This window comes from Leptolyngbya sp. Heron Island J (genome assembly GCF_000482245.1).
In the GTDB taxonomy this organism is placed as follows: Bacteria; Cyanobacteriota; Cyanobacteriia; order Phormidesmidales; family Phormidesmidaceae; genus Leptothoe.
Map to the genome: position 1 here is coordinate 72,085 of NZ_AWNH01000115.1, position 25,782 is coordinate 97,866.

At 48.6% G+C, this 25,782-nt stretch carries 18 protein-coding genes; 13 read left to right on the forward strand and 5 right to left on the reverse strand.

Translation table 11 applies throughout. From position 1 onward, the window contains the following. Position 1 precedes the first annotated feature (1 nt). A complete protein-coding gene (locus tag N836_RS70745; protein WP_023076762.1) occupies positions 2-406 on the forward strand; it encodes a hypothetical protein in 405 nt (134 codons plus the stop codon). 165 nt (positions 407-571) lie between these two features. Further along, positions 572-2,575, forward strand: coding sequence for a caspase, EACC1-associated type (locus N836_RS70750; RefSeq protein ID WP_023076763.1), 2,004 nt, complete (start codon positions 572-574; stop codon positions 2,573-2,575). A 162-nt stretch (positions 2,576-2,737) separates the two neighbouring features. Here N836_RS70750 and N836_RS70755 read toward each other — a convergent pair whose 3' ends face one another. Then, entirely contained in the window at positions 2,738-3,820 is a 1,083-nt protein-coding gene (locus N836_RS70755; RefSeq protein ID WP_023076764.1) for a class I fructose-bisphosphate aldolase, read from the reverse strand. A 229-nt stretch (positions 3,821-4,049) separates the two neighbouring features. Between N836_RS70755 and N836_RS70760 the strand changes: the two genes are divergently transcribed. Together N836_RS70760 and N836_RS0139855 are read left to right on the forward strand one after the other, a co-directional pair. Further along, positions 4,050-4,631 carry a hypothetical protein gene (locus N836_RS70760; RefSeq protein ID WP_031294622.1) on the forward strand — a complete coding sequence of 194 codons (582 nt, stop codon included), beginning with the start codon at positions 4,050-4,052 and terminating at the stop codon, positions 4,629-4,631. A 40-nt stretch (positions 4,632-4,671) separates the two neighbouring features. Further along, positions 4,672-4,911 carry a hypothetical protein gene (locus N836_RS0139855; RefSeq protein WP_023076766.1) on the forward strand — a complete coding sequence of 80 codons (240 nt, stop codon included), beginning with the start codon at positions 4,672-4,674 and terminating at the stop codon, positions 4,909-4,911. Between the two features lie 468 nt (positions 4,912-5,379). Here the strand turns inward: N836_RS0139855 and N836_RS70765 are convergent, their stop codons facing one another. From N836_RS70765 to N836_RS70775, 3 genes are all read right to left on the reverse strand, one after another. Beyond that, positions 5,380-6,261 (reverse strand): ABC transporter permease, encoded by an 882-nt coding sequence (locus N836_RS70765; RefSeq protein WP_023076767.1) that lies wholly within the window; start codon positions 6,259-6,261, stop codon positions 5,380-5,382. 114 nt (positions 6,262-6,375) lie between these two features. Further along, positions 6,376-7,386, reverse strand: coding sequence for an ABC transporter permease (locus tag N836_RS70770; protein WP_023076768.1), 1,011 nt, complete (start codon positions 7,384-7,386; stop codon positions 6,376-6,378). 183 nt (positions 7,387-7,569) lie between these two features. After that, on the reverse strand, positions 7,570-9,237 hold the full coding sequence (locus N836_RS70775) for an ABC transporter substrate-binding protein (RefSeq protein ID WP_023076769.1): 1,668 nt from the start codon (positions 9,235-9,237) through the stop codon (positions 7,570-7,572). 301 nt (positions 9,238-9,538) lie between these two features. On the opposite strand from N836_RS70775, the gene N836_RS70780 reads away from it, so the two are divergent. Continuing rightward, positions 9,539-11,377, forward strand: a complete 1,839-nt coding sequence (locus N836_RS70780; RefSeq protein ID WP_023076770.1) for an ABC transporter ATP-binding protein — start codon at positions 9,539-9,541, stop codon at positions 11,375-11,377. A 35-nt stretch (positions 11,378-11,412) separates the two neighbouring features. On the opposite strand, the gene N836_RS70785 is transcribed toward N836_RS70780, so the two are convergent. After that, positions 11,413-12,252: an alpha/beta fold hydrolase gene (locus tag N836_RS70785; RefSeq protein WP_023076771.1), complete on the reverse strand. Its 840-nt coding sequence runs from the start codon at positions 12,250-12,252 to the stop codon at positions 11,413-11,415. Between the two features lie 446 nt (positions 12,253-12,698). Between N836_RS70785 and N836_RS70790 the strand changes: the two genes are divergently transcribed. The 8 genes from N836_RS70790 to N836_RS70825 all read left to right on the forward strand — a co-directional run bounded on the left by N836_RS70790 (position 12,699) and on the right by N836_RS70825 (position 25,755). Continuing rightward, positions 12,699-16,262 carry a GAF domain-containing protein gene (locus N836_RS70790; protein WP_023076772.1) on the forward strand — a complete coding sequence of 1,188 codons (3,564 nt, stop codon included), beginning with the start codon at positions 12,699-12,701 and terminating at the stop codon, positions 16,260-16,262. A gap of 440 nt (positions 16,263-16,702) precedes the next feature. Then, positions 16,703-17,689 (forward strand): glycosyltransferase family 2 protein, encoded by a 987-nt coding sequence (locus N836_RS70795; protein ID WP_023076773.1) that lies wholly within the window; start codon positions 16,703-16,705, stop codon positions 17,687-17,689. A 143-nt stretch (positions 17,690-17,832) separates the two neighbouring features. Then, positions 17,833-19,344: an NAD(P)/FAD-dependent oxidoreductase gene (locus tag N836_RS70800; RefSeq protein ID WP_023076774.1), complete on the forward strand. Its 1,512-nt coding sequence runs from the start codon at positions 17,833-17,835 to the stop codon at positions 19,342-19,344. Positions 19,345-19,408: 64 nt separating this feature from the next. Continuing rightward, positions 19,409-20,536: a glycosyltransferase family 2 protein gene (locus N836_RS70805; RefSeq protein ID WP_063624719.1), complete on the forward strand. Its 1,128-nt coding sequence runs from the start codon at positions 19,409-19,411 to the stop codon at positions 20,534-20,536. Continuing rightward, the gene (locus tag N836_RS70810) at positions 20,514-21,737 is read left to right on the forward strand and encodes a glycosyltransferase family 4 protein (protein WP_023076776.1); all 1,224 of its coding nucleotides are present in this window, start codon (positions 20,514-20,516) and stop codon (positions 21,735-21,737) included. The genes N836_RS70805 and N836_RS70810 overlap by 23 nt, the downstream gene beginning before the upstream one ends. Continuing rightward, positions 21,734-22,663, forward strand: a complete 930-nt coding sequence (locus N836_RS70815) for a glycosyltransferase family 2 protein (RefSeq protein ID WP_023076777.1) — start codon at positions 21,734-21,736, stop codon at positions 22,661-22,663. The genes N836_RS70810 and N836_RS70815 overlap by 4 nt, the downstream gene beginning before the upstream one ends. A 4-nt stretch (positions 22,664-22,667) precedes the next feature. Further along, positions 22,668-24,170 (forward strand): lipopolysaccharide biosynthesis protein, encoded by a 1,503-nt coding sequence (locus N836_RS70820; protein WP_023076778.1) that lies wholly within the window; start codon positions 22,668-22,670, stop codon positions 24,168-24,170. A 37-nt stretch (positions 24,171-24,207) separates the two neighbouring features. Beyond that, positions 24,208-25,755, forward strand: coding sequence for a GMC oxidoreductase (locus tag N836_RS70825; RefSeq protein WP_023076779.1), 1,548 nt, complete (start codon positions 24,208-24,210; stop codon positions 25,753-25,755). The last annotated feature ends 27 nt before the right edge of the window (positions 25,756-25,782 follow it).

Below are 25,782 nucleotides of genomic sequence, written 5' to 3' on the forward strand. Positions count from 1 at the left end.
AATGGCAGACACGTTAACTATCGTTATTGATCTAACTGAGGCTGAAACCGATCTAGCACCAGAAGCACTGGAATCTCGTAGTTTAGAGCTGGCCGATGAACTGCAATCAGGGGATTTAGTTGATAGCGCCCGTCTGGCCCGAGAGTCAGACCTGCCTGAGGGGGCAAAATCAGGCTTACTTGCCTTTATTGGCGGTGTACTCACAGCAGAGGTGAATCGCGAAAATCTGCAAAAAGCGGTGGATTTTCTGGGTAATCGCTTTTATGGCCGGACGCTAACTCTGCAGTACGAGGCGGATGGTCTGAAGACTACGCTGGAATACAAAAATGCAGAAGATCTAAAGGTAGCATTGGCTGCTGTGCAAAAGCTGGAAACTATTCGCATCCAGGTCAAAGAAAAATCTTAGGTGTGCCTTCAAAGGAAAAAGGACTGCCTCAGTATTAAAACTAACTAAAAGGTTGGCTGAAATCAGCTGTCTGGCAAAGTTTTCAGGATTTAGCCCCGAAGCGAATGATCTATATTGGTATGGATTGATATTGGTCATCTTCACCCAAGCACGACATCTACTCCAATGGGAAAATATGCACTCCTTATCGGTATTGCTGAGTATCCAGACGGGCTGACAAATTTGCCCGCAGCAACTGAGGATGTGGCTGCTTTAGAGCGAGTTTTAGTAGATAAAACCTTGGGTGGCTTTGACCATGTCCAGACCTTGACCGATTTGCCCGCTGGTCAGCTGACACGGGCCATTGAACTTTGGTTTGCCGACCGTCAGCCCGATGATTTAGCCCTGCTGTTTTTCTCAGGTCATGGTCTTAAAGATGAGCGCAGAGATCTGTATTTTGCCGCCAGCAACACAGAAAAAATCCGCGAAAAGCTGGTAACTTCGACTGCTGTTGCGGCCAGAAATATTCACAACTTTATTTGCTATAGTCGCTGCAAACATCAAATTGTTATTCTAGACTGCTGCTTTAGCGGTGCTTTTGGCGATGTGCTAGTTAAAGATGATGGAGAAGTTCCGATTGAAGATGTATTGGGAGCAGAGGGTCGAGTTGTTCTAACTTCGACTAATTCGGTAGGATATTCTTTCGGAGACGAAGAGGGGGACGGTCCGTCTATCTACACTCGTTACTTGGTAGAAGGGATTGAAAAAGGGGCGGCAGACCTGAATGGAGATGGTTGGATCTCGGTGGATGAGCTACACGAGTTTGCTAGCCGCAAGGTGCAAGAAGAATCTCCCGCTATGAGCCCTAAGATTATTACGCTGCGAGATGAAGGGTATAAGCTAATTGTGGCCCGGTCACCTCAAGATAAACCGGAGGTGAAATATCGAAAAGCAGTCGAGAAAAAAGCTCGCACGGGCAAATTTACCATTCCTGCTCGGCGTCAGCTGCATTCGCTGCGTAGGCAGTACGGGCTATCAGAAGCAGCAGCAAAGATTATTGAAGAAGAGGTTTTACAACCCTATCGGGAGTATCAGCGCAAGCTAGCGGAGTATAGGGAAACGTTACAGGCTTGCTTAGAAGAAGAGTCTCCTCTTAGTCAGGAGACAATTGTTGATCTAAAAGACTATCAGAAACATTTGAGTTTGAAAGATGATGATGTCCGACCGATGGAGAAAGAGCTTGTTGGTCAAGCTATTGAGGTAGAAGTAGAAGTTCTGGGAGAAAAGACAAAGCCTCAGCAATTTGTGGCTCAAGAGGACTCATCCAAAAAGTCAAAAACTAAGCAATATCCTACGTTTCCCTTTAAGACAGCCAAGGTAGACGAACAAGGTAATGTGATTGAAATCATACCGGGAAAAGCAGAACACTTTGCTGAAGACTTGGGTAATGGCCTGACGTTGGAGATGGTACGTGTTCCTGGTGGTACATTTATGATGGGAGCCGCTGAGGGTGAAGCAGGTGCAAGTGAGGACGAGTACCCGCAGCATGAGGTGAAGCTGCCTGAGTTTTGGATGGGAAAATTTACGATAACTCAGGAGCAGTGGCAAGCGGTTGCAAATCTTCAGAAAATTGGTCGAGATTTAAAGAGTGATCCGTCTAGGTTCAAGGATGCAAAGCGTCCGGTTGAGAATGTAACCTGGCAGGATGCTGAGAAGTTTTGTAAACGACTATCGCAGAAGACTGGGAAAGAATATACGTTGCCTAGTGAAGCACAGTGGGAGTATGCCTGTCGGGCTAGAATGACGACACCATTTCATTTCGGACTAACAATTTCATCAGAGTTAGCCAACTATGATGCCAGCCAGCTCTATGGTAAAGGCCAGAAAGGTGAGTATCGACAGAAAACTACGGAAGTAGGTAGCTTTGCGATCGCAAATGCATTTGGTCTCTACGATATGCACGGCAACGTATGGGAATGGTGTTTAGATAGCTGGCATGATTCTTATGAAGGAGCCCCCACAGACGGAAGTGCATGGATATCTTCTGGCGAAAATAGGAGAGTACTGCGGGGCGGTTCCTGGCTCCATGGTCCGGGCAACTGTCGCTCTGCCAATCGCGACGGGGATACGCTCGGCAACTACTACAGCCTTATCGGTTTTCGGGTGGTCTGTTTTCCTTCCAGGACTTAATATTAGCTCTTTACTCCTCGCCCCCAGGTTCTGCCTGGGCGACTCTACCCGGTGGCTCCGCCACCCATTGCCAGAGGCAGAGCCTCCTCCAGATGCGGTCCAGGAGAGCCTGGGACCGAGCGGCAGCAGTCCAGGCAGAGCCTGGGACTGAGCCTGGAATTGCTAGGCGATGGTTACTTCATCCGAGAGGTACACATCCTGGATTAAATGGAATAGCTTAATTCCTTCCTTGAAGTCTCGTTGAAATGTCTTACGGCCTGAAATTAACCCGCAGCCACCGGCTCGCTTGTTGATTACTGCAGTCCGTACTGCCTCAGCAAAGTCATTCTCTCCTGATGCGCCACCTGAATTAATTAACCCAGCACGACCGGCGTAGCAATTGAGTACCTGATAGCGGGTTAAATCAATCGGATGCTCCGTTGTCAGCTCTGAATACACCAAATCGTGGGTTTTTCCATACTTTTCACTCGTCGCCTGAGCTACGGCTTTATATCCCCCATTATTCAGCGGCAGCTTTTGTTTGATAATGTCGGCCTCAATTGTCACCCCCAGATGATTGGCCTGCCCCGTCAGGTCAGCGGAGACATGGTAGTCCTGATCTTCTTGCTTAAATACACCGTTGCGTAAGTAACACCATAAGATTGTTGCTAGACCTAGCTCATGGGCGCGGGCAAAGGCTCTGCTGACTTCCTGAATCTGTCGTGAGGCTTCGGGTGAGCCAAAGTAGATAGTGGCACCGACAGCTACAGCGCCTAGATTCCAGGCTTGTTCAACCGAGGCAAACATCAGCTGGTCAAACTGGTTGGGATAGGTCAATAGCTCATTATGATTGAGCTTGACGATAAAGGGAATTTTGTGGGCATATTTGCGGGACATCATTCCCATAACGCCCAGGGTGGTGGCGACGGCATTGCAGCTGCCTGCGATCGCAAGCTCAATAATATTCTGGGGGTCAAAGTAAATCGGATTTGGTGCAAACGATGCGGCTCCCGAATGTTCAATCCCTTGATCCACCGGCAAAATTGATAGATAGCCCGTATTGGCTAATCGGCCGGTACTGTAGAGCTGCTGCAAGCTACGTAATACCTGCGGGTTACGGTCGGTTTGAGCAAAAATCCGATCTACCCAGTCAGCTCCTGGCAGATGTAGTTGGTCTTTAGGAATTTTTGCCCTATGGCCTAGTAAGTCATCAGCTGCTTGACCCAGCCATTCAGCGATTGATGGGGAGGATGAGGTTACAACCATAGTAATTTCATTACGGATAATGCCGGTACCCCCAGGTTAACGCGCCCTTTTTGATTTGAAATAGCAGGAATCTTAAAATCAGCTCTTGAAACTATGGTGTTTTATTGTCTGAGCGCACGATACAAAGTATGTCGATTGCCATCGCGTTTGCGTAATTGGACCCCTAGATTTGAAGAGGAGCCCATCAGGTTGCATTGGTTAGCAAAATCGTGCGCTCACGAGGTGAAAAATGCATCGCAAATTACTGGTTAGTCTCGTTTATTTGGGACTAACGGCTTGTAGTCACAGCTCAGTTCAGCCAACAGCGATGAAGAATACCCTGGTCTCAACCATTGCGCCTCTGGATACTTCCCTACCCGCCACTCAATTGCCATCTAAAGTGGCTGCGATCTCTGTAGCTTCTCTGTCCAGCCTGAATACTGAAACATTTCCCTATGAGCTGCTGCAGGCACGTAACTATCATGGTGATGAAATCCTCGCGACCTCTGGGGAGCAGTGGTGGGGATTATTTATCACGGATGCTGGGTTTGAGCTGTTGCCAACGACCATTACTGTAAATACGATTCGAGATCCCTTTGTAGATCTAGAGGAGGGTGAGTTGACGGGAAAAGAAGTTGTGACTGACAATGACTCTTTATCCGTATTTCTGGTAAAAGGTCCAGACTTCTTAGAGGCTGGCACCGTTAAAACAGTCTTTTCTGGTGCCGCTACTATTCCTAACAGTCAGCCTCAGACAGGACGTCTGTCTTCTTTGAGTTTGATTTTTGATGTTGATGAAGCCTCAAAGATACCGATTCACCATCGGGTTTAGTCTAACTGAAGTTAGCTCGGGTGAGACTCTGCAGACTGTTTTGACGTTTTCTGAGGATGGGGATGGAAAAACTCAGGAATATGAACTAGAGAATTGCTGTGATTGGACCGGCCCCAGTCTGTTATGGGCTGGAGATTTAGATCGTGATGGCAAGCTTGATTTCTTATTGGATACTTCAACACACTACAATGTTTCTGAGCCGACATTATTTCTCTCGTCCCTAGCGCGAACAGGAGAAGTTGCTCGTCCGGTTGCCAGACAATCTTCAGTTGGCGGTTAGGGATCAGGATTTTATCAGATCCAACAATGTTGTCTGCAGAGGCGTTCCATGGAACGCCTGTATGGCAAAAGATAGGGCCTAATTGAATCCTCATGCCTTAGCGATTGAGTCTCGATCGTAATCTCTAGTGAGATGCTGATGTGGATGAGTCGATGGGTGGATGGGTGGATGAAATGGCTGCCAAATTTTCTGCCTGGGACTTTATTGCTGTGCAATCCCCCTAGCGGACCTACCGTGTATACACAAGTCGAAGAATGACTCAAGATGTCGAGCCCAATCTGCGAGAAGAGCAAAGCTCTACATCCCCCAACCCCTTCTCCCTCGGGAAGAAGGGGAGTTAGTCTCAAAGTCCTTCTCCCCCAGGGAGAAGGATTTAGGATGAGGGCTAATGCAGAGCATGGAGCTGATTCCCAGTAGATCTCCTAGATGTGTGTACACGCTAGCCCTAGCGGACTGAATCAATGCAGCCTAACGACTCCCTTTCGGATCAAGGGCATCCCGAAGACCATCGCCCAACAGATTAAAGGCTAAAACAGTTAGGGTAATAAATAATCCCGGAAACATAATAGTCCAAGGTGCTGACAGGGAATAGCCGCCCTTAAAGGCATCGGAGAGCATGGTGCCGAGTTCTGGCGTGGGGGGCTGAGCGCCCAAGCCTAAGAAACCTAGACCAGCTGCTTCTAACGTTGAGGTCCCAATGGCCAATGTGGCCTGTACCACGAGTGGGGCTAGGCTAGCTGGCAATATGTGCAGAAACACAACCCGAGGTGGTTTAGCGCCAAAGGCACGGACGGTTTGGACAAATTCTTGTTCCCTTAGGGAGAGCACCATACTCCGGGTGAGTCGGATGAATTTGGGAATTTGGACAATGCCGACGGCAAACATGACGCTGATGACACTGGGGCCGGTGACGGTAACGACTGCGATCGCAAGCAAAATCGACGGAAACGCCAGCATCACATCTGTTATCCAGCCGATCACTGTTTCTGTCCAGCCTCGAAAGTAGCCCGCCGATAATCCTAGTGCTACGCCAATTAGCAAACCAATTAAGACTGAAACTAGGCCAATCACCAATGACGTTCTGAGGCCGTACCAAACCAGGGTCAAAATGTCGCGACCCAGACCATCAGCTCCAAACCAATGCTCCAGACTCGGCCCCTGTAACCGAGCGGCATAGTTGCGATCGGAGGCGGGATCGTAGGGGTTAAGCACTGGCGCTAGCAGGGCGGCTAGCATAATAAAAATGGTGATGCCGAGACCAATTAGTCCTGAGGTTGATTCTAAAAAACGCTGAACGGCGCGGTTTTTTAATAGTTTGGGAATGGGTTTAGTGGTGGTAGCAGGCGTCATGGTTTTGGGTGTGGAAGATGTAGAGATGCCCAGCGGTGCGTCCAATTCAGGGTGTTGAACATTTGGCGATATCTGTAGGATGTTGAGAATTTGCCGATATTTTGGAGGGTGCCCCTACTTGTATTGAATTCTGGGGTCTAGAAAGGCGTAGGAGATATCTACAATCAAATTCACTAGGACAAATACGAGGGCTACGAACACTACGCCGCCCTGCACCACTGGGTAATCGCGTTGCAAAATGCCTTCGTAAATCCATTTGCCAATACCGGGCCAGGAGAAAATTGTTTCGGTTAAAATCGCTCCCCCTAACAGGGTGCCAAATTCTAGGCCGACAATGGTGACTACAGGCAGCATGGCGTTTTTAAGGGCATGTTTACCAATCACAAACAGCTCTAGCAACCCCTTGGCTCGGGCGGTGCGAATATAGTCTTGAGAGAGAACTTCTAACATGGCACTGCGGGTAATCCGTGCCAAAATCGCCAGGGGAATTGTGCTCAGGGTAATAGCGGGCAGCAACAGATGGGCCAAAATGTTTTTGAGGGCTGCAAAGTTTCCTTGAACCAGGGCGTCAAAGATAAAAAAGCCGGTGATGGGTTCAAAGTTATAGCCTGCCTCAATGCCAATCCGCCCGCTGGGGGGAAGCCATTGTAAATTGACGGCAAAGAGATAAACCAGCAACAGCCCGAGCCAGTATACGGGCATGGATACTCCTATGAGTGAACCGCTCATGGTGAGATTGTCAATCAAACTGTTTTTGCGCACAGCGGCAATCACACCAGCGGGAATACCCAATAGGAGAGCAATCAACATGGCTGAAACTGATAGCTCAAAGGTGGCGGGCCATCGCAGCCTGATCTCATCCCAAATGGGAATGCCGGTAAAGATACTTTCTCCCAGGTCAAATCTTAATAAGCTGCCCAGAAAAGATAAGTACTGCAGCGGCAACGGCTCGTTTAAGCCCATACGCTCTCGCAACGCCGCTACCTGGTCAGGGTTGGCCCGGTCCCCCAGTAACACTAGGGCGGGATCGCCGGGAATTAGATGTAAAAAGGCAAACACGAGCAGGGAAATGCCCAGCAGTACGGGAACTAGCTGGAGTAAGCGTTTGAGGATGTATCTACCCATGGAGATTCTTTACGGCTAGTGTCGATGCGAGGGGGACAGCGGCTGGTGGTTGTGGTTTTAACGGCGGTACTGGGTTGAGTCAGTAGATGGTCTCAATGCCCCCAGGATTGGGGGTTGGGGGCAGACTCTAGGACGTTAAACAGTTTGTTCAAATCTTATAAAGAATTGAGTTCACCTACTTATCTATGATTTCTCCACTGCTGGAAACGGTTCATTTCCTAGGGGGCTGGGGCTCCAGCCTGTTAAGCCAGTACGCTGGGCCAGTAATGGCTGCGAGTGGACAATGGGAATCCGCAATGCCTTGTCAAATAACATGGTGTCGACTTCTTGGTAGAGTTTCTCTCGCGCTTGGGGTTCTGCTTCAGAACGGGCCTTGTTGAGGAGTTCAAACATTTCCGGACTCTCATAGTTGCCTAAGTCTTGAGTGGCACCGGGACCAAAGTGGGCGTAGAGAAAGTTGTCGGGGTCACCATAATCGCCGGTCCAGCCGAGCATAAAGGATTGGAAACCGGGAGGGGTGTTGCGATCTTCTAAGTAGGCGGCCCAGTCTTTGGTTTGTAAATTAACCGTAATGCCGATCTGGCTTAGCTCTGCTGCAAAGGCTTCGGCGATGGGCTTGGGGTTAGGAAAATAGGGACGGCTGACGGGCATATACCACAGGTCCAGGTCAAAGCCATTGGGATAGCCGGCCTCTGCGATCACAGCCTTAGCCGCTTCAGGATCATACTCATAATCTCCCACGCTCTCACTGGTATAGCCTGCCATAGAAGGCGGTACAAAGTGGGCATCGGTTGTACCTAACTCTCCCCAAAAGGCTTCTACAATGGCCGGTCTGTTGATGGCCTGGGCAATGGCCTGACGCACTTCTGGTGTGGCGAGGGGCTCGTAGCTAGGATTCAGGGCCAGATAGCCGACATTAAAGGAGGGGCGAAATACGGCTTCGATATTGGCATCGGCTTCGATTTCTGCTAGCTGATCGGGGGTGAGATCGACGGTAAAGTCGAGGGCACCGGCCCGTAGCTGCGCCAGTCGCGCTGCTGGATCTTCAATAAAGCTGATAACCAGCTGATCGACTTTGGGTAGGCCTGCTTGCCAATAGTCGTCAAATTTGGACAGGGTAATCCGGTCGCCGCTGAGCCATTCTTCAAACACAAATGGTCCGGTGCCTACGGCCAAGCCAGAGGGGGTGCCATAGTTTGCACCAGATTCCTGGATGGCACTGGGGCTGGCAATACCGAAGTAGGCGGATGCGATCGCGGCTGGAAATGCGGCAAAGGGTTCAGCCAGGGTAAATTCTACTGTCAGGTCGTCCACAGCGCGCACATCGGTCAGAATCGAGGCTTCGTCCCCTTTAAACCCGCCAAAGAGATCGGTCCAAATTTCGTACAGTTTACCTTCATCACGAAAACCATACTCAAAGTCAGGGTCCCACCAGCGATTGACGTTAAACATCACCGCTTCGGCATTAAAATCGGTGCCGTCATGAAATTTAACGCCTTCGCGTAACTGAAATGTCCAGGTCAGGCCATCCTCAGACGAGGTCCATTCGGTGGCTAGCTCAGGGACAAGCTCAGTAGAACCAGGGGTATTGCCGATCAGATAGTTGTAAATCTGCAGCTGCACATAGAGTGAGTTGCCATCGGTGATGTCCCCAGGGGTAAGGTTGGCAGGTTGTCCCCCCGAACCAAAGACAAGAGTTCCTGTATCTGTGGTCGCTACCTGATTTGTTGCCGAGCTGTCACTGCTGGGAGTGCCGCCGCAGTTAATCAGAACGGCTGTGAGCGTCAGCGCAAAGAAAATTGACAGAATTCTGCGAAAACGTCGTCGGAAAAAGCTTCGTTGACGAATCATAAAGGGCTCCTAAGTGAATCTGAGTTTACGTCCAGAACGGAATCTTGCCGTAGAAAAAGCCACATTTCCGGACGTGACTGGCCACATCTGCAAAGAGAGTCGTAGAGAGATGAAGCAAGCAACTAAATTGTGGATGTGATCCACCACGCTACATGAACCTTACTAGAAAGAATGAGTAAATTTATACACGTAACAGCATGTCAAAAAATAAGTATTTCTATGACAAAAGTAAAATGAATTGGAAACAGCGATAACAGATACAAAAACAATGGATTAAATGCTGTGTGATAGGTTAGGAATAATGTTGGCTCTACTCATCAGCCCAGATATGCCTGTTCCTATGCTTGATGTTCGTAATCTCTCGGTAACATTTCCAACCAAGGCTGGGGATGTGGCAGCAGTCAAATCTGTTTCGTTTTCTTTGGCGGCTGGAGAGACATTAAGTCTGGTGGGTGAATCGGGCTCGGGTAAATCGGTGACATCTCTGGCTCTCATGGGTCTCCTGGCACCGGGAACAGAACTGTCAGGGGAAATCTGGTTTCGAGATCCCACATCACCCGACGCGCAGCCAGTGGATCTGCTTCAACTTTCTCGCGAAGCCCGCAGGTACTACCGGGGTAAGCTGATTTCAATGATTTTTCAGGAGCCGCTGACCTCCTTAAACCCGGTATATACCTGTGGTGACCAGCTGATCGAAGCGCAGCGCTTGCATCAGAACCTGGATGCTAAAGCGGCTAAGACGAGAGCTTTAGAGCTGTTTGCCGAGGTGAAACTGCCTGAGCCTGAGCAGATGTTAGGACGCTATCCTCACCAGCTGTCGGGGGGACAACAGCAACGGGTGATGATTGCGATCGCACTAGCCGGTGACCCCGCTATTCTCATTGCCGATGAGCCCACCACAGCCCTGGATGTCACCATTCAAGCGACCATCCTGGACCTGCTGCGGGATTTACAAGCCTCGCGGGGAACGGCGATTGTGTTCATCACCCACGACATGGGGGTGGTGGCGGAAATTGCCGATCGCGTAGCGGTCATGTACAAGGGTGACCTGGTTGAAATTGCTCCAGTGTATGACCTGTTTGCTAATCCACAGCATCCCTACACCCAAGGTTTGTTGAACTGTCGACCCAGGCCCCATCAACAGCTGCGTCGGTTGCCCACCGTGAGCGATTTTATGGAAGTTCGCCCTGGGGCAGAGGCTGACAAGATTATTGCCAAAGTGAGTACAGACGCCGAGAAAGCGGAGTTACTGGCTGAAGTGAGCGACCAAGAAATTGAGCACCATCGTCAATCTCTGCTCCAGCAAACGCCGCTGTTACAGGTTCAAGATCTAACCAAGGCGTTTCCAACCCGCACCGGGTTCTTTGGGCAAAAACAAGAGTTTCGCGCGGTGGATACGGTCAGTTTTGAGGTGTATCCTGGTGAAACCTTAGGTTTGGTCGGTGAGTCGGGTTGCGGTAAATCCACCCTTAGCCGCTGTTTGCTGCGTTTGATTGAGCCGACATCGGGGTCGATTCTCTTTGATAATCAGCCGGTTCTAGACCTGAATGCTGAGGCCATGCGCCAGCTGCGGCGAGAAATGCAAATTGTGTTTCAAAATCCCTACGGCTCCTTAGATGCCCGACAGACAATTGGTGCCGCCATCATCGAACCGATGCAAATCCATGGGTTAGGCGGTACTAAGGCTGAACGGCAAGCGCGAGCTATCAGCCTGTTGGAACGGGTCGGTCTAGATGCCAGTGCCCTACGACGAATGCCCCATGAGTTTTCCGGTGGTCAGCGTCAGCGTATCTGTATTGCCCGCACTCTGGCCTGTGAACCTAAGTTTATTATCTGTGATGAGTCGGTGTCGGCCTTGGATGTCTCAGTACAGGCCCAGGTGTTGAATCTGCTCAAGGATTTGCAAAAAGACTTTAATCTTACCTACATCTTTATTTCCCATGACCTGAGTGTGGTCAAGTTTATTAGCGATCGCATTATGGTCATGAACCAGGGGCGTCTAGAGGAAATTGGTCCTGCTGAGGATATCTACAAGTCGCCACAAAAGCCTTACACCCAGCAGCTGATTGCCGCAATTCCCGATGCAAAGCTTGACGATATTCGGCAGCGACAGCTGGCGATGGCTAGCACACAACCATAGCCAGGTTCATCAAACCATAGTTGGTATGCATTGTTCTAATTGACTGATTTAGCCAAAAAATCAGTCAGTGTTTGACTAAAACGTTCTGGTTCAACCAAAAACGCCCAGTGATTACCAGGCACCGCCTCAATTTCCAAATTCTGTAAATATTCTTGATAGGGTTTTAGCTGCCAGTCAAATCGATTTACACCTGCTTCCGGCTGCATAAAGAGACTCGGCACCTGAATGTCTTGTATCAAGCCTGGAACCCTTAGCACCGCCTCAAAAATTCCATCCCGTGCTGCCTTGGTAAACTTACTGCTGACAGTGCCGTCCGGTTTCTCTTCTAGACTTTGACGAAACACTGACTCCTGCAGCACGTTCCAGTCTCGATACTGTTTCATCTGTTTGCCTTGCTGAATGGCCGTATCCCAATCCGCAAATGGCCCCATGCCCTTTAGAAATGGCAGTATGCTATAAAACAACGGGAACGTTAGCCGAAAAATGCCCGCTACTCCATATACAAAAATGGGATCTACCAGCACCATACTCAAAAAACGCTCTGGTTGGCGCGTTGCCCAGTAAGTAGCGACCTTGCCTGACCACGAATGTCCGACAATGTGAGCCGCCGACCAGCCCAGGTGATCCATTAGCTGTACCAGGTCGTCCATGACGGTATCAAAGTCGTATCCATTCTCAGGCTTGCTACTGTTGCCGTGGCCGCGCATATCAACCGCCACTGGATGGTAGCTTTCTGCTAGCCGATCTCCCACAGCCGACCAGATCAAAGCATGGTCTGCCAATCCGTGGAGCAGCAGGACCGGGTCGCCATCAGTTTGCCAGTCTAAATAGACTAATTCAATCTGGTTGAGCAAGACAGTTTTTTGAGTTGCCATGGGATCAACAATGCATGCAGTAATCCTAATAATCGCATCATTTAGAAGATTCAGTAGAAGATCCAGGTACTCGTGAGTCCGTTGAGAACAGATCAGCTCGACTAGGGAACTACTGCTGCTCCCCTCAAGTCCAATAGAACTGTTCTACTGCCAATTTATAAATAAAAACATCTAAAATCATGGCTATTTGCCAAGACTTCACAGATTAAGTCCTTTTTCGGCGTGGCAACGTCGAAAAGATAATCATTGATGGGCTGGCATTTATCATGAGCATAAGGACTTGAAGATATGATCCCATGGAGACATTGAGGTGGTTAGCTTGAATCTGGTTCATATGCCTGAACGGCTCGAATCCCAAGCATCAGTGTGGCTCAATAATGCGATGAATTTGAAGACTACGCTATTGTGTCAGTTTTGATATTTTAACCGTTCAGTAAATTGATGAAATGCAATTCATCCCTAGATTTAGCAACACCAAACAGCCTGTAGGTTATCCCGCAATTATCCCTAACTCTCTTCAGCAGAATAGATACCTGACAGCAGAACTCAACAATATTCTTCGCTCACCGGAACCCGAAACCATCGATAATATCCTTAAAGAGACAACAATAGAAATCAGACAATTACTAGCTGTAGACCGAGTTGCTATTTTCCGATTTCATCCAGATACAAACTGGAATGGCGAATTTATCGCTGAGGATGTAGCTGAAGGCTATGTATCTGTGCTGGTGAAGCAGGATTATCAGTGTTTTGGGGATGAACCTGCCATACTTCAATATCACGCCGGGCAAGTACAGGCTATTGCTGATATTCATGATACTGATCTTAAGCCTGATTGTGTAGAGATCCTCAATCAGCTACAGGTGAAAGCCAACTTAGTGATCCCGATTCTCAAAGAGCAAGAGTTGTGGGGACTACTATGTGTGCATCACTGCCAATCGCCACGTCTATGGAGTTCAGAAGAAATTGCGCTAACTCGGAGCATCATAAAACAGCTTGAGGATAACGTGAAACAAGCTGGAGATTCCCCTAATCCTGATAGACAAACTAGCGTTTTCTCCCATAATGTTGACCGTGAAAAAGCGCTTTCTAAGACTATTAGTAAGATTCGTCAGTCCCTTGCTATAGATGTATTATTTCAGTCTGTGACAACTGAAATACGCTGTCTTTTGCAGGCAGATCGGGTAGTTATATTTCAGTTTACTCCCGATCAAGATTGTCGAGGAGAGTTCGTTGCTGAAGATGTAGCAGATCATTGTCGTTCGATTCTAACCCAGCGAGTATACGAACATAGTTTTGAAGCACAGTTCAATCATCAATATGATGAGAGACGGGTTCAAGTTATTAGTGATATCCACACAGCTAAATTAAGTAGCAGCTATCTCACAGTTTTAGAACGGTTTGAGGTTCGGGCAAATCTAGTAGTTCCTATTCTCCAGGGTGAGCAGCTATGGGGACTGCTCTGTGTGCATCAATGTGAGCAGGTGCGCCACTGGAGTGTGGATGATATTCAATTTGTACAGCAAATTGTTGAGTACTTAAGCTTTGCCTTACAACAGCTAAAGTTACTAGAGCAGTTACGATATCAAACAGAGCAGCAAAAGTCTCTAACGGGTGTCATCAGTCGTATTCGTGAATCCCTTGATCTAGAAACAATTTTTCAAACCACAGCTCAAGAAGTAAGACAGCTTTTGAAAGCCGATCAAGTTGGTATTTTTTTCTTTCAAAATGAGGACCATTGGGAAGGGCAGTTTGTAGCGGAAGATTGTGGTGAGGGCATCACCTCTATTCTGGAGGAGAAAATCTATGATCATTGCTTTGGTGAAAACTATGCTCCCCTCTATGAGGAAGGGCGCATGTATGTTGCCAACAATATTTATGAAGGTGATATATCAAATAGCTATGTTCAAAAATTAGAGCAATTTGGCATTAAGGCAAATGTGGTGTCACCGATTATGAATGGCTCTGAATTATGGGGATTGCTTTGCATTCACCAATGTCAGGGATCTAGACAGTGGCAGCCTTCTGAAATTGAGTTTATTGATCAAATTGCTAAGCATTTAGGCGTAGCCCTGGAGCAGTGGAGTCAGGTGGAGCAATTAAAGTTGCAAGCGGCTCAGCTAGCACATGTGTCTTCTCGTGAACAAGCACTAGAACAACAGAAATTATTATCGCAAACGATTAATGCTATTCGTGACTCTCTGCAAATTGAAGAGATTTTTGACACTACGACAAAAAGCATCCAGTCCCTATTTAAGACCGATCGCGTTGTTATTTACCAATTTAATCCTGACTGGAGTGGTCAGTTTGTGGCAGAATCCGTCGCCGATGGTTGGCCTAAGCTTGTCGGTACTCAGGAAATAATTCAAGATGCTTACCTGATGGAAAATCAGGGAGGGCGATATGCACAGCAAGAAACGGTAGCGGTGGATGATATCTATCAGACGGATGATGACGCTTTTCCTATGACGCTGTTAGAGGACTCTCAGGCCCTTGCCTATATGATTGTACCGATTATGGAAGGCAGCCGACTCTGGGGATTGTTAGCAGCCTGTCAAAATTCTCGTCCGCGCCATTGGGAAACGGATGAAATTGATTTCTTAGCCCAAGTAAGTACGCAGCTAGGTGTAGCCTTGAATCAGGCCGAAGCTGTTGCTCAGGTACGTGAGCAAGCCGCCGCCTTGCAAAAAGCCACGGATCGTCAGCGAGCTTTAACCTTAACGATTGATAAAATTCGTCAATCCTTAGATATTGATGTGATTTTTACCACCACCACTCAGGAAGTACGGCAATTGCTCGAAGTTGAGCGAGTGGCTATTTATCGGTTTAATGCTGATTGGAGTGGGGCCTTTGTCGCCGATTCGATTGTCGATGGTTGGCAGCCTACCGTTCCCAATCAGACCATGATTCAGGATGTATTTTCTAATCCTGGTCAAGATGGTCAATTGCCACGGAATGAGGTTTTTGTACCTATTTCACAGGGAGAAAAATTGTGGGGGCTGCTGATGGCCTATCAAACCTCAAAACCCCGCTATTGGGATGATGACGAGGTAGGACTGTTGGCCCAGGTCGGAACCCAGTTGGGGATAGCTTTGCAGCAGGCGGAACTGTTGAATAAAACTCAGCAGCAGACCGCTAAGTTAAATCAGACATTGCAAACGTTAAAGAGTACCCAGGCACGCTTGGTGCAGGGTGAAAAAATGGCTGGATTAGGCCAGCTAGCTGCGGGTATTGCCCATGAGATTAATAATCCAGTGGGATTTATCTCCAGCAATTTAGAACCGATGCAGGAGTATGTAACAGGGCTGTTGGAGCTGCTTCAACTTTATCAACAGCAGTACCCAGAACCGGAATCGATTATTCAGAATAAAATCGATGATATCGAACTGAATTTTGTCCTAGAAGACTTGCCTAAAATCATGACGTCAATGAAGATGGGCACTAGTCGCATTGTCGATATCGTCAAAAGTATGCAGACCTTTTCTCGGGTTGACGAATCGGCAATTAAGGATATTGATATCCATCAGGGTATTGACAGTGCCCTACTAATTTTGAAACATCGCTTAAAGGCTCGTAAACAACGCCCTACTATCAATATTATCAAGTCCTATGGCAATTTACCCTTGATTCAGTGCTATGCCAGCCACCTCAATCAGGTGTTTATGAATATTCTGGTGAATGCTGTGGATGCCTTTGATGAGCATGAGCAGCCACATGATCAGATGCCAGAAATCCAAATTTCTACCCACTGGCAGAAAAGTCAAAATTGCTTATTGATAGAAGTTTCGGATAATGGTCCTGGTATTCCTGAGGGTGTTTTAGCAAATATCTTCAATCCTTTTTTTACGACAAAATCTGTCGGTAAAGGAACTGGCCTGGGGTTATCAATTAGCTATCAAATTGTGACAGAAATGCACCAGGGCAAGTTATCTTGCCAGTCTACGCTCAGGCAAGGGACAACGTTTTATATCGAGATCCCATTAAACATCTCTGGAAATAAAAAGATTTAGGTTGAAAAATGCTAACAAACAGATGCAGGAATTATTGTGAGCATGCTCAGTCGGTCTAATCGCAGCTGTATAGAAAATTTGAGCTCCTGTATCTAAGCCCATCTCACCAATATCTGCTCAGATATCTGAGCAGATATTGGTCGATCATAATTCTTGAGTTTGACTCGGAAGATAGATGTATAGCATCGGCATAAGAATTCTCTCATCCCAATTTCATGAAAGTTAGCGTCAGCCGTTCTACTCTCAACAAAGAACTGAATTCATTAGTTTTCTTGGCATAGCCAATCAGGCAACTGACCTGGCGTTTTGATCGGCCAAGATGCTTTGGGGCTGATAATAAACGCTTTGAACTGTTGATTTATAAAAATATTAGCAAGGTCATCTTTTAAGAGGTAACTCTGCTGAGTTATTTTTTTGCTACTCGTCTTTTCAGGGTGGGAATGTCTACAATCAATATCTCAATTGTTATTCCTGTATATAATGGTGGGGGTGCTTTTTACGCATGCTTAGGGAGCATTGGGCATAGTGCTCGACCTCCAGATGAAATTGTTGTCGTATCTGATGGAGATACGGATGGCTCTTGGCAAGTAGCTGAGGAGTTTGGCACAAAGGTACTGCGATTAGGAAGTTCTGGCGGTCCAGCCCGAGCTAGAAATATTGGTGCAAAGGCTGCCCAGGGGGATGTTATCTTCTTTATGGATGCAGATGTGACACTCCATCCAGATACGCTCAGTTTGGTTGAGCAACGATTTCAAGAACAGCCGGAGCTTGCAGCTTTGATCGGCTCTTATGATGATGCACCGGGGGCGGAAAACTTTCTGTCTCAATATAAGAATCTTTTCCATCACTATACTCATCAGACCTCTGCAGAAATAGCGTCTACTTTTTGGGGAGCCTGTGGTGCTATTCGGCGTTCGGTTTTTCTGGCGATTGAAGGCTTTGACGAGACTTATACCCAGCCCTGTATTGAAGATATTGAGCTAGGCTATCGTCTCAAGCGCATGGGGTATGAAATTCGCCTTTATAAAGACATTCAAGTCAAGCATTTGAAACGATGGGAGGCCAGATCGCTGCTGAAAGCAGACATTTTCTATAGAGCAATTCCTTGGGCTACCCTATTGATCCGCGAGCAGCGTTTTGATGCGGATTTGAATCTCAATTATACCAACCGTCTGAGTGTTCTGGGTGTGTTTGCTCTGATAGTCACGGCGTTAGCTGGTTGCTTCTTTGCTTGGATTTGGTGGTTGACAGCCGCAACAGCGTTGGGATTACTGTTGATTAATTTCAACGTCTATCGGTTTTTTTGTGCGAAGCGTGGGGGGCTATTTACGCTGCGTGTCATCCCCTGGCATTGGCTCTACTTTTTCTACGGGGGCAGTGCGTTTGTCTGGGTCCTGATGCAACATTATTTTGGGCGTTTTCTATAACTATTGGACCCTATGGTGAGAGTTCGCTGTTTAAGGGGGCGCTGATTGCTGATTTTGATGAACCGGAGTCGGTTAAATACAGTCAGTTAAATACAGATTTAATCACAACACTTATATCGGGAAAATGTTGGAGTGTGTAACCTATGAAGTCAAAAGCTAGAGAAGAGATAGCTACTTCCGTAGTCATTATTGGGGGTGGACCGGCTGGATTAACCTCTGGTTATGAGTTAATGAAACATGGGGTCAAGGCCATTGTGCTTGAAAGAGCTGACAAGGTTGGTGGAATTTCCCGTACAGAGAGCTATAAAGGGTACCGCTTCGATATTGGTGGGCACCGTTTCTTTACTAAAGTAGGTGAAGTGAAGGCTATTTGGCAAGAGATTTTAGGAGACGACTTTATTCAGACGCCACGGTTATCTCGAATCTACTATGACGGTAAGTTTTATGATTATCCCCTGGCTCTTTTCAAAACCCTCAGAAATTTAGGGCTTGTTCGTAGTTTCCTGATTGTAATTAGCTATCTGCGAGCGAAACTCAAGCGCTATCTAGGTTTAAGTTCAACTCCTCAGACGTTTGAAGATTGGGTGACCGATTGTTTTGGGGCGAGACTCTATCGGATCTTTTTCAAAACGTATACGGAGAAGGTATGGGGGATTCCCTGTAACCAAATTCGGGCTGACTGGGCAGCTCAGCGAATTAAAAATCTTTCTCTTAAGGAAGCTGTGATTAATGCGCTGTTTGGCAGTAAGAATTCAAAAAGTCTGATCAAAACCTTTGACTACCCACGCTTGGGACCCGGCATGATGTGGGAACGTTGTCAGGAGATTTTAGAAGAGCATGGAACTCCGGTGCATCTGAATACAGAGGTGGTGAGGGTTGAACGAGAAGGCCGCCGTATACATACGGTAATTGCAAAGCAGGGCGATCGCAACTTTGAATTAACGGGGGATCACTTCATCAGCTCAATGCCAGTGACAGCATTGATGCATCGGCTGCATCCACCACCACCAGATTATGTGTTGGCAGCAGCTCGTGGGTTAACGTATCGTGACTTTCTGATTGTCTCCTTGATCCTGGATCGGGCCTATTTATTTCCCGATAACTGGCTGTATATCCATAGTCCTGAGTTCAAGGTAGGTCGTATTCAGAACTTCAAAAATTGGAGTATTGCCATGGTGCCCGATGCCAATAAAACCTGTCTGGGCATGGAGTATTTTTGCAGTGAGGGAGATGGGATCTGGGAAATGACGAATACCCAGCTGATTGAGCTCGCCTCTCAGGAAATCTTAAAACTGAATCTAGGGGTTAAGGCCAGTGATATAGAAGATGGATGTGTGATTCGTCAATATAAAGCGTATCCGGTGTATGACGGTGAATACCGTCGACACTTAAAGGTTTTAGAAGACTATATTCGCGGTTTTGAAAATCTGCAAACTGTGGGACGCAACGGCATGCACCGTTACAATAACCAGGATCACTCAATGCTCTCGGCATTGCTAGCTGCCAAGAATATTCTAGGTGAGGAACACGATATCTGGAATATTAATGTAGAGCGCTCTTATCACGAGAACTTTACCGATCAGGAGTGGGCACAGCTTAAGCAAAAAACAGCAGAGTCTAGGGCTGACCGTAAATCATTAACCCCTGCCGCTTAAGAGAGGTAACTGAAAACCAAACAATGATCTGTCGGAGTGCTTAAAATTGGAAGATATTGAAGCCATGTGTCAACCCAAAGTCACGCTTGTGGTTTCACCACGAGAACGATTTAGCTACACTCAACCTTCCTTAGAAAGTATCTATGACCATACACAATATCCATTTGAGTTAGTGTACGTGGATGGGGGTTCACCCCCACCGATTAAGACGTATCTCACCGCTCAAGCCCAGGAAAAAAACTTTGAGCTGATTCGGGTGGATCAGCTGTTAACACCGAATCAATCGCGAAATATTGGTTTGGCTCAGGTAAAGACACCCTATGTCGTCTTTGTTGACAATGATGTTGTGGTCTCTTCGGGGTGGCTCAAGGCATTAGTGGAATGTGCTGAAGAAACCAGGGCAGCCATTGTCGGCCCCCTTACCTGTCAGGATGAACCTGTCCATGAAACCATTCACTTTGCCGATGGTGTGGCCCATGTGATTGTCGATGTGAAGGGGCGGCGACGGCTGCGGGAAAAAATGACTCGTCAGGGGCAGCAGGTGGCTAATACACTGTCGAAACTGGAGCGAAGCCCGGCAGAACTGGTAGAGTTTCACTGCATGTTGGTCAACATGGATGTCTTTGAGGCCATGGGGCCATTGGATGAGAACTTTCTCAATACTAAAGAACATGTTGACCTGTGTATGGCCGTGACGGAGGCTGGAGGCTCTATTTATTTTGAACCTAACTCTCTCATTACCTATGTGCCAGGGATTGCCTGGACCTTAGCAGATTTGCACTTTTATATGTTGCGCTGGAGTGATGCTTGGGAGACGATCAGCTTAGAACACCTCAAACAAAAGTGGAACCTGTCTGAAGATACTTACTTTACTCAAAAGCATAAGGCGCTGGGCTGGCGACGACGGCAAATGATTCTCTCACCGTTATTAGACCGTCTGACGTTGGGTGTATTTAAACATCAGTTTTTTGAAAAAGTCACATTTGGATTGGTCAAGGATCGGTTTTTTGAAAAAGTCTTTATGTATGGTTTGTTGACCCCGATCGATCGCATACTCAACAAGTATTTAACCGATCGCCATGCCCGCAAATGGTTAAATCCCGCCATGGGGGCATCGGGTTTGCCGGTCACAGCAGCACCATCGTTAGGAATTCTTCAGCGTAAAACCGATGAAAATTCTTCTGCTGCATGACTATGGCACGGCAACCGGTGGTGCAGAACTCCAGATGCTAGCGCTGCGTCAGGGGTTAATTGATCGAGGCCATCAGGTGCGATTGTTTGCTAGTAGTGCTCAGCCGGTAGAGGGCTATCCTCAATTGGCCGATGATGTCTGTTTTGGGACTCATGCGAAGCTACAGGTGTTAACCCAGACGGCTAATCTGTCCGCCTACTGGCAGTTGCGTCAGATATTGCACTCCTTTCGGCCTGATGTGGTGCATATTCGGATGTTTCTCTGGCAGTTGTCTCCATTGATTTTGCCATTGCTAAAAGATATTCCCTGCATCTATCAAACGGCTGTTTATAAGGCGATTTGTCCGGCGGGCACCAATCTGTTGCCGGATGGTAGCCGCTGTCGGTCTTTGCCGGGGCGGGTATGTTTGTCGTCAGGGTGTTTGACACCAAAAACGTGGCTGGTGCTGATGGTGCAGTGGCAGCTGTGGCAGCGATGGCGTTCTGCCATTGACCGGGTGGTGGCCCTCAGCCAGGCGATGAAAGCAGAATTAGAGCAGGCCGGGTTGTCATCGGTGGAGGTGATTCACAATGGTGTGCCAGTGAGGGAACAGCGCCCCCCTCTGAGCTGTCCTCCCACCGTTGCCTATGCCGGTCGACTGGTGCCTGAAAAGGGGATGCCGGTGTTGATGCGGGCATTTGCGATCGCAACCACCCAAGTCCCCCAGGCTCGCTTACTCATCGCCGGTCAAGGCAAGTCAGAACCCGAACTACGGGCCCTGGCCAACCAGCTAGGGGTGGCCGACAATATTACCTGGCTCGGACATTTATCACGCCCTGAGCTAGAGCGACAGTTTGATCAAGCCTGGGTGCAGGTGGTGCCGTCCCTGTGGTCTGAACCCTTTGGCAATGTGACCACAGAAGCCATGATGCGCGGTACCGCTGTCATTGCCAGTGCCGTGGGGGCACAGCCAGAAATCATTGAGCCTAATGTTACTGGCTTTTTAGTGCCTCCCGGCGATGTGGCCGCCATGGCCGCCAGGCTCACTCAGCTATTACTCAATCGGAACCTGGCAGAACCTATGGGGCAATCGGGCCGAACCCGAGCCCTCACTTACTTTAGTGAGCATACTCGCACCGAACGATTTATCGCGCTCTATCAACAAATACAGGCCACTTACACTCTGAATACTATGGTTCATCCGGAGATTTTATCTTCATGAGTTCTCCTCTACTCAGCATCATCATTCCCACCTATAACCGGCCTCAGCTATTGTTGAGGGCTGTTCAAAGCGCCTTAAGCCAAACTCTGACAGATATTGAAGTCATTGTTGTGGATGATGGCTCTATCCCAGCCGTAATGTTGCCTGCCCAAGAACACCTGAGAGTAATTCGGCAAGATCCTAATCAAGGAGGAGCTGCCGCCCGCAACTACGGTGCAGAAGCTGCCAGGGGCCGCTGGATCACCTATTTAGACGATGATGATGTGTTACTGCCTGATATGGCTGAAAAAGCGATGGCGGCGATCCAGACTATTCCTCAAGACCTACCTAAGCCGGTCGCTGTGCTCTTTGGCTTGACAATTGTCAATAGACAGGGGCATAGATTAGCAACACACCTGCCACCAACCCTGCCCCGAGGAGCCCACTTTTGTTTAGAAGAGATCCCACCGGGAGAGTCTTTTTTCTCAAAGCAAACCCTGGTGGTGGAACGAGAGGTATTACTGGAAATGGGCGGGTTTGACCCGAGTTTTAGCTCACGGGTACATACCGAATTATTTCTACGGCTTAACCCTGTCTGCTCCCTGTGGGGGGTGCCGGACGTGACGTATCATTTATCGGCCCATGAGGGCATGCGGGTGTCGTCTAATGCACGTCGTCGCCAGCGGAATTTTGAGCGGCTTTGGTCAAAACACCGGGCGCTGTTTACCAGCCATCCTCGCAAAACAGTGGCTGATTTTGTGTTTAACCATGCCGATATGTTGCAAAGAAGCGGACAGGTTTGGCTGGCAACAAAAGCCCTGGGTCAGGCTTTGATGATTCATCCCATACATATTCTTCTGCGGTTGGGGTCTCCTTATAAACGGCAGTGTTTGAAGCATCTGTCGCGCCGACAAAACCGCGAGAGAATATGCCCGCCCGGAGTGTAGCGTTATGGCTAAATCTAATCGTCACTTTGAAATGACGGCCCTAAAAGCCAACTTAACCCAGCGCTCACTGCAGTCTGGTCTCATTTCTGTGGCGGCTCAACCCCTCAAATTAGGCATTGGTATCGGTGGCACCATGGTACTGGCGCGGTTGCTGGTGCCGGCTGATTTTGGATTGCTGGCGATGGTGCAGCCGGTGCTGAGTATTGTGGATAGTCTCAGCAATCTGGGGTTAGAAACGGCCACTGTGCAACGTCAGGAGTTTAATCCTGAACAGGCCAGCGTCATCTTTTGGCTATCCCTAAAAATCAATGCTCTGATTCTCGGTGCCATGGTGCTGACGGCCCCCCTGGTTGCCCAGTTTTATGGGCAACCAGAACTGACTCATATGCTGTTATGTCTGGCCATTGGTGTGGCTAGTTTGTGTCTGTCATTTCAGCATCTGTCGCTGCTTAAACGACAAATGCGGTTTGAGCTGCTGACTGCAATTGAATTGGTGGCATTGGTGACAAGTACGGTGGTGGCGATCGCCACCGCCTGGCTAGGTCTCGGTTATTGGGCCTTAGTACTGCAGCTGACGGCCCTACAAGTCACAAAAGGGATTGCCTACTGGCTTTACTGTGATTGGCGTCCCCAGCGTCTGGCCAACTCTGCTCACTGCCAACAAGATCTGCGTTCAACTCTCTCCTATGGGCTGAATCTAACCGGGTTTCGCTGTATTAGCCGGGTGGGTATGAAGATGGATCGGGTGCTGTTGGGCTATGTGGGCGGGGCCAGCTCCCTGGGATTTTATGCCATGGCCTACAAGTGGGCCTATTTCCCATTTTGGCAAATCTACTATCCGCTGTTTGATGTGGCGGTGTCCAGTTTGAGCCGCAGTTTATCTGAACCAGAGCGTTATCGACTCTATTGTCGGCGAGGGCTGCTGCTGATTTTTGCTGTATGTATGCCAGCCCTGGCCTGTCTGTTTATGACCGCTGATGATGTCACCCTGTTGATGCTAGGGGAGCAGTGGTTAGAGATTGTGCCCATGTTTCGTGTCCTGATTGTGGGGGTGTTTGTGGGTTGCCTCTACCGGGTGACTAAGTGGATTTATGTGTCGGCGGCCACAACCCAACGACAGCTGCGCTGGAGCCTGATTCATACGCCAGTGATGATTGCTGCGATCGCAATCGGTGTGCAGTGGGGGGCCTATGGCGTGGCCGTTGGTTACACCGTTGCGATGTGTTTGTTGAGCTACCCAGCGGTGGTTTACTGTGTACGCCAATCCCCCATTACCTTGGGCGACTTTATGGGGGCCCTATGGCGACCTGCGATCGCGGCTATTTTCTCCGCCGGTTTGCTTTATCCAGTGCAAATATTCATGCCCACCATCAATCTATTACTCATGAGGCTGCTGGTTACGGGGCTGGTTTATTCATTGTTCTACATCTGTATTTGGCTGCTGCTGCCAGGGGGCTATACCCAAGGCAAATTGTTTATGTCAGCGTTGCTCAACAAGCTACAGTAATCGGCTCTGATCAGATATTTTTTCACAGGGAGATTCTATGATTACCGATATTCTTGAACTGGGTGAACAAACACAGCTGCGGGGGCAAGTTGTTGTCGTCGGCTCTGGGATCGCCGGTTCCGAAGTGGCCACCTATCTGGCTCGCCATGGCCAAGAGGTGATTCTGTTAGAAAGCGGGCGGGAAAAATTTGATCCCAAAATCCAGGCGCTCAATGATGTGATTTTCCTGGGTAAACGCCATCGTGAGCTAAATCCCAACACTTACTACCACCGATACTTACCGCCCGAGCTTCGCGGTGTCAGTCGGGTCCGTCAGTTTGGGGGCACCAGTAACGTCTGGACAGGGAAATGGAAATATCTACAGCCCTGGGATTTTGAAGGTAGACCCTGGATTGCCAACAGTGGCTGGCCCATTCGCTATGGCGATCTCTTAGAACACTACCGCTCTGCAGCCAGGGACTATGGCTTTGGCGATTTAGAGGCAGAAGCCAGCCGTCCCGAGATTATGACCTGGCGCGCAAAGTTGGCGGCAGGTGGCCTAAAAATGAGCAGTTTTTACTGGGAGGAAACCCCCACCCGCACGGCTATCCGATTTGGTGATGAGATGCGCCAATCTCAAAACCTAAAAGTTGTCCTGGGGGCAACGGCCACTGAACTCAAACTCGATGATACTTGTCAGCGGGTGACGTCAGTGATTTGCCGTTCCCTGGAAGGCCGAGAACTGATTGTTACCGGTGACTCCATTGTGTTAGCCACCGGCGCGTTTGAAACGGCGCGTCTGCTCTTAGCGTCCGACCGTCAACTCCCTGGCGGCATTGGGAATGCCCATGACCTGGTTGGTCGTTTCTATACCGATCACCCCAAGCACCATACCGGTAAACTACGGCCGGGTCCCCTAGCACAATACTATGCCCACGAGCTGCAATATGCCCCGAAACCAAGGTTTTGTGTGTGCTTTGCCCTTGATGACGAGACACAGCGTAAACAAGAACTGTTGGAACATGTGTTGTATCTGCAGCCGATTTATGAAGGGGTGAGAGAGCGTTTAGGACGCATCGTGCGGGGTCGTCCGATCTGTCGAGATGGCAATGGTATTGTCGCTAATTATCGCGTCAAATTTGTGACTGAACAGGCCCCACAGATAGGGAGTCGCGTGAAATTGGCCACGGACTGTGATGTGCTTGGCCAGCGTAAGCTACAGGTGGACTGGTGCTTCACGGATCACGATCGCCGTTCTATGGCAGAGACCCTACAGCTCTTAACCAAACGCTTTGCTGCAGTAGGTCTCGGGACTTTTGACTTTGGTGATGAACCACCCAGCTTAGAGACAATGACAGACGCTGCCCATCAAATGGGGACTACACGTATGGCCAGTCATCCTGAAGCGGGCGTGGTCGATCCCAACTGTCGCGTATTTGGTACAGATAATCTCTATGTCGCCAGTTCAGCAGTCTTTCCCACTGGTCCTTCTTACTCCCCCACTTTTACCATTCTGGCCCTGGCTCGTCGTTTAGGACAGCATTTGCTGAAAACAACAGCTAGTAAGACTTTTTCCGCCTACACAACAGATAGAACAATGCTTTAAATCAGTCAGGTCAGCGACTCCAAAGCA

Excerpts from the sequence above, each read along its gene's own strand:
- N836_RS70745 (WP_023076762.1), top strand. The coding sequence starts at position 2 with ATGGCAGACACGTTAACTATCGTTATTGATCTAACTGAGGCTGAAACC.
- N836_RS70750 (WP_023076763.1), top strand. The coding sequence starts at position 572 with ATGGGAAAATATGCACTCCTTATCGGTATTGCTGAGTATCCAGACGGG.
- N836_RS70755 (WP_023076764.1), bottom strand. The coding sequence starts at position 3,820 with ATGGTTGTAACCTCATCCTCCCCATCAATCGCTGAATGGCTGGGTCAA.
- N836_RS70760 (WP_031294622.1), top strand. The coding sequence starts at position 4,050 with ATGCATCGCAAATTACTGGTTAGTCTCGTTTATTTGGGACTAACGGCT.
- N836_RS70765 (WP_023076767.1), bottom strand. The coding sequence starts at position 6,261 with ATGACGCCTGCTACCACCACTAAACCCATTCCCAAACTATTAAAAAAC.
- N836_RS70770 (WP_023076768.1), bottom strand. The coding sequence starts at position 7,386 with ATGGGTAGATACATCCTCAAACGCTTACTCCAGCTAGTTCCCGTACTG.
- N836_RS70775 (WP_023076769.1), bottom strand. The coding sequence starts at position 9,237 with ATGATTCGTCAACGAAGCTTTTTCCGACGACGTTTTCGCAGAATTCTG.
- N836_RS70780 (WP_023076770.1), top strand. The coding sequence starts at position 9,539 with ATGTTGGCTCTACTCATCAGCCCAGATATGCCTGTTCCTATGCTTGAT.
- N836_RS70785 (WP_023076771.1), bottom strand. The coding sequence starts at position 12,252 with ATGGCAACTCAAAAAACTGTCTTGCTCAACCAGATTGAATTAGTCTAT.
- N836_RS70790 (WP_023076772.1), top strand. The coding sequence starts at position 12,699 with ATGCAATTCATCCCTAGATTTAGCAACACCAAACAGCCTGTAGGTTAT.
- N836_RS70795 (WP_023076773.1), top strand. The coding sequence starts at position 16,703 with ATGTCTACAATCAATATCTCAATTGTTATTCCTGTATATAATGGTGGG.
- N836_RS70800 (WP_023076774.1), top strand. The coding sequence starts at position 17,833 with ATGAAGTCAAAAGCTAGAGAAGAGATAGCTACTTCCGTAGTCATTATT.
- N836_RS70805 (WP_063624719.1), top strand. The coding sequence starts at position 19,409 with ATGTGTCAACCCAAAGTCACGCTTGTGGTTTCACCACGAGAACGATTT.
- N836_RS70810 (WP_023076776.1), top strand. The coding sequence starts at position 20,514 with ATGAAAATTCTTCTGCTGCATGACTATGGCACGGCAACCGGTGGTGCA.
- N836_RS70815 (WP_023076777.1), top strand. The coding sequence starts at position 21,734 with ATGAGTTCTCCTCTACTCAGCATCATCATTCCCACCTATAACCGGCCT.
- N836_RS70820 (WP_023076778.1), top strand. The coding sequence starts at position 22,668 with ATGGCTAAATCTAATCGTCACTTTGAAATGACGGCCCTAAAAGCCAAC.
- N836_RS70825 (WP_023076779.1), top strand. The coding sequence starts at position 24,208 with ATGATTACCGATATTCTTGAACTGGGTGAACAAACACAGCTGCGGGGG.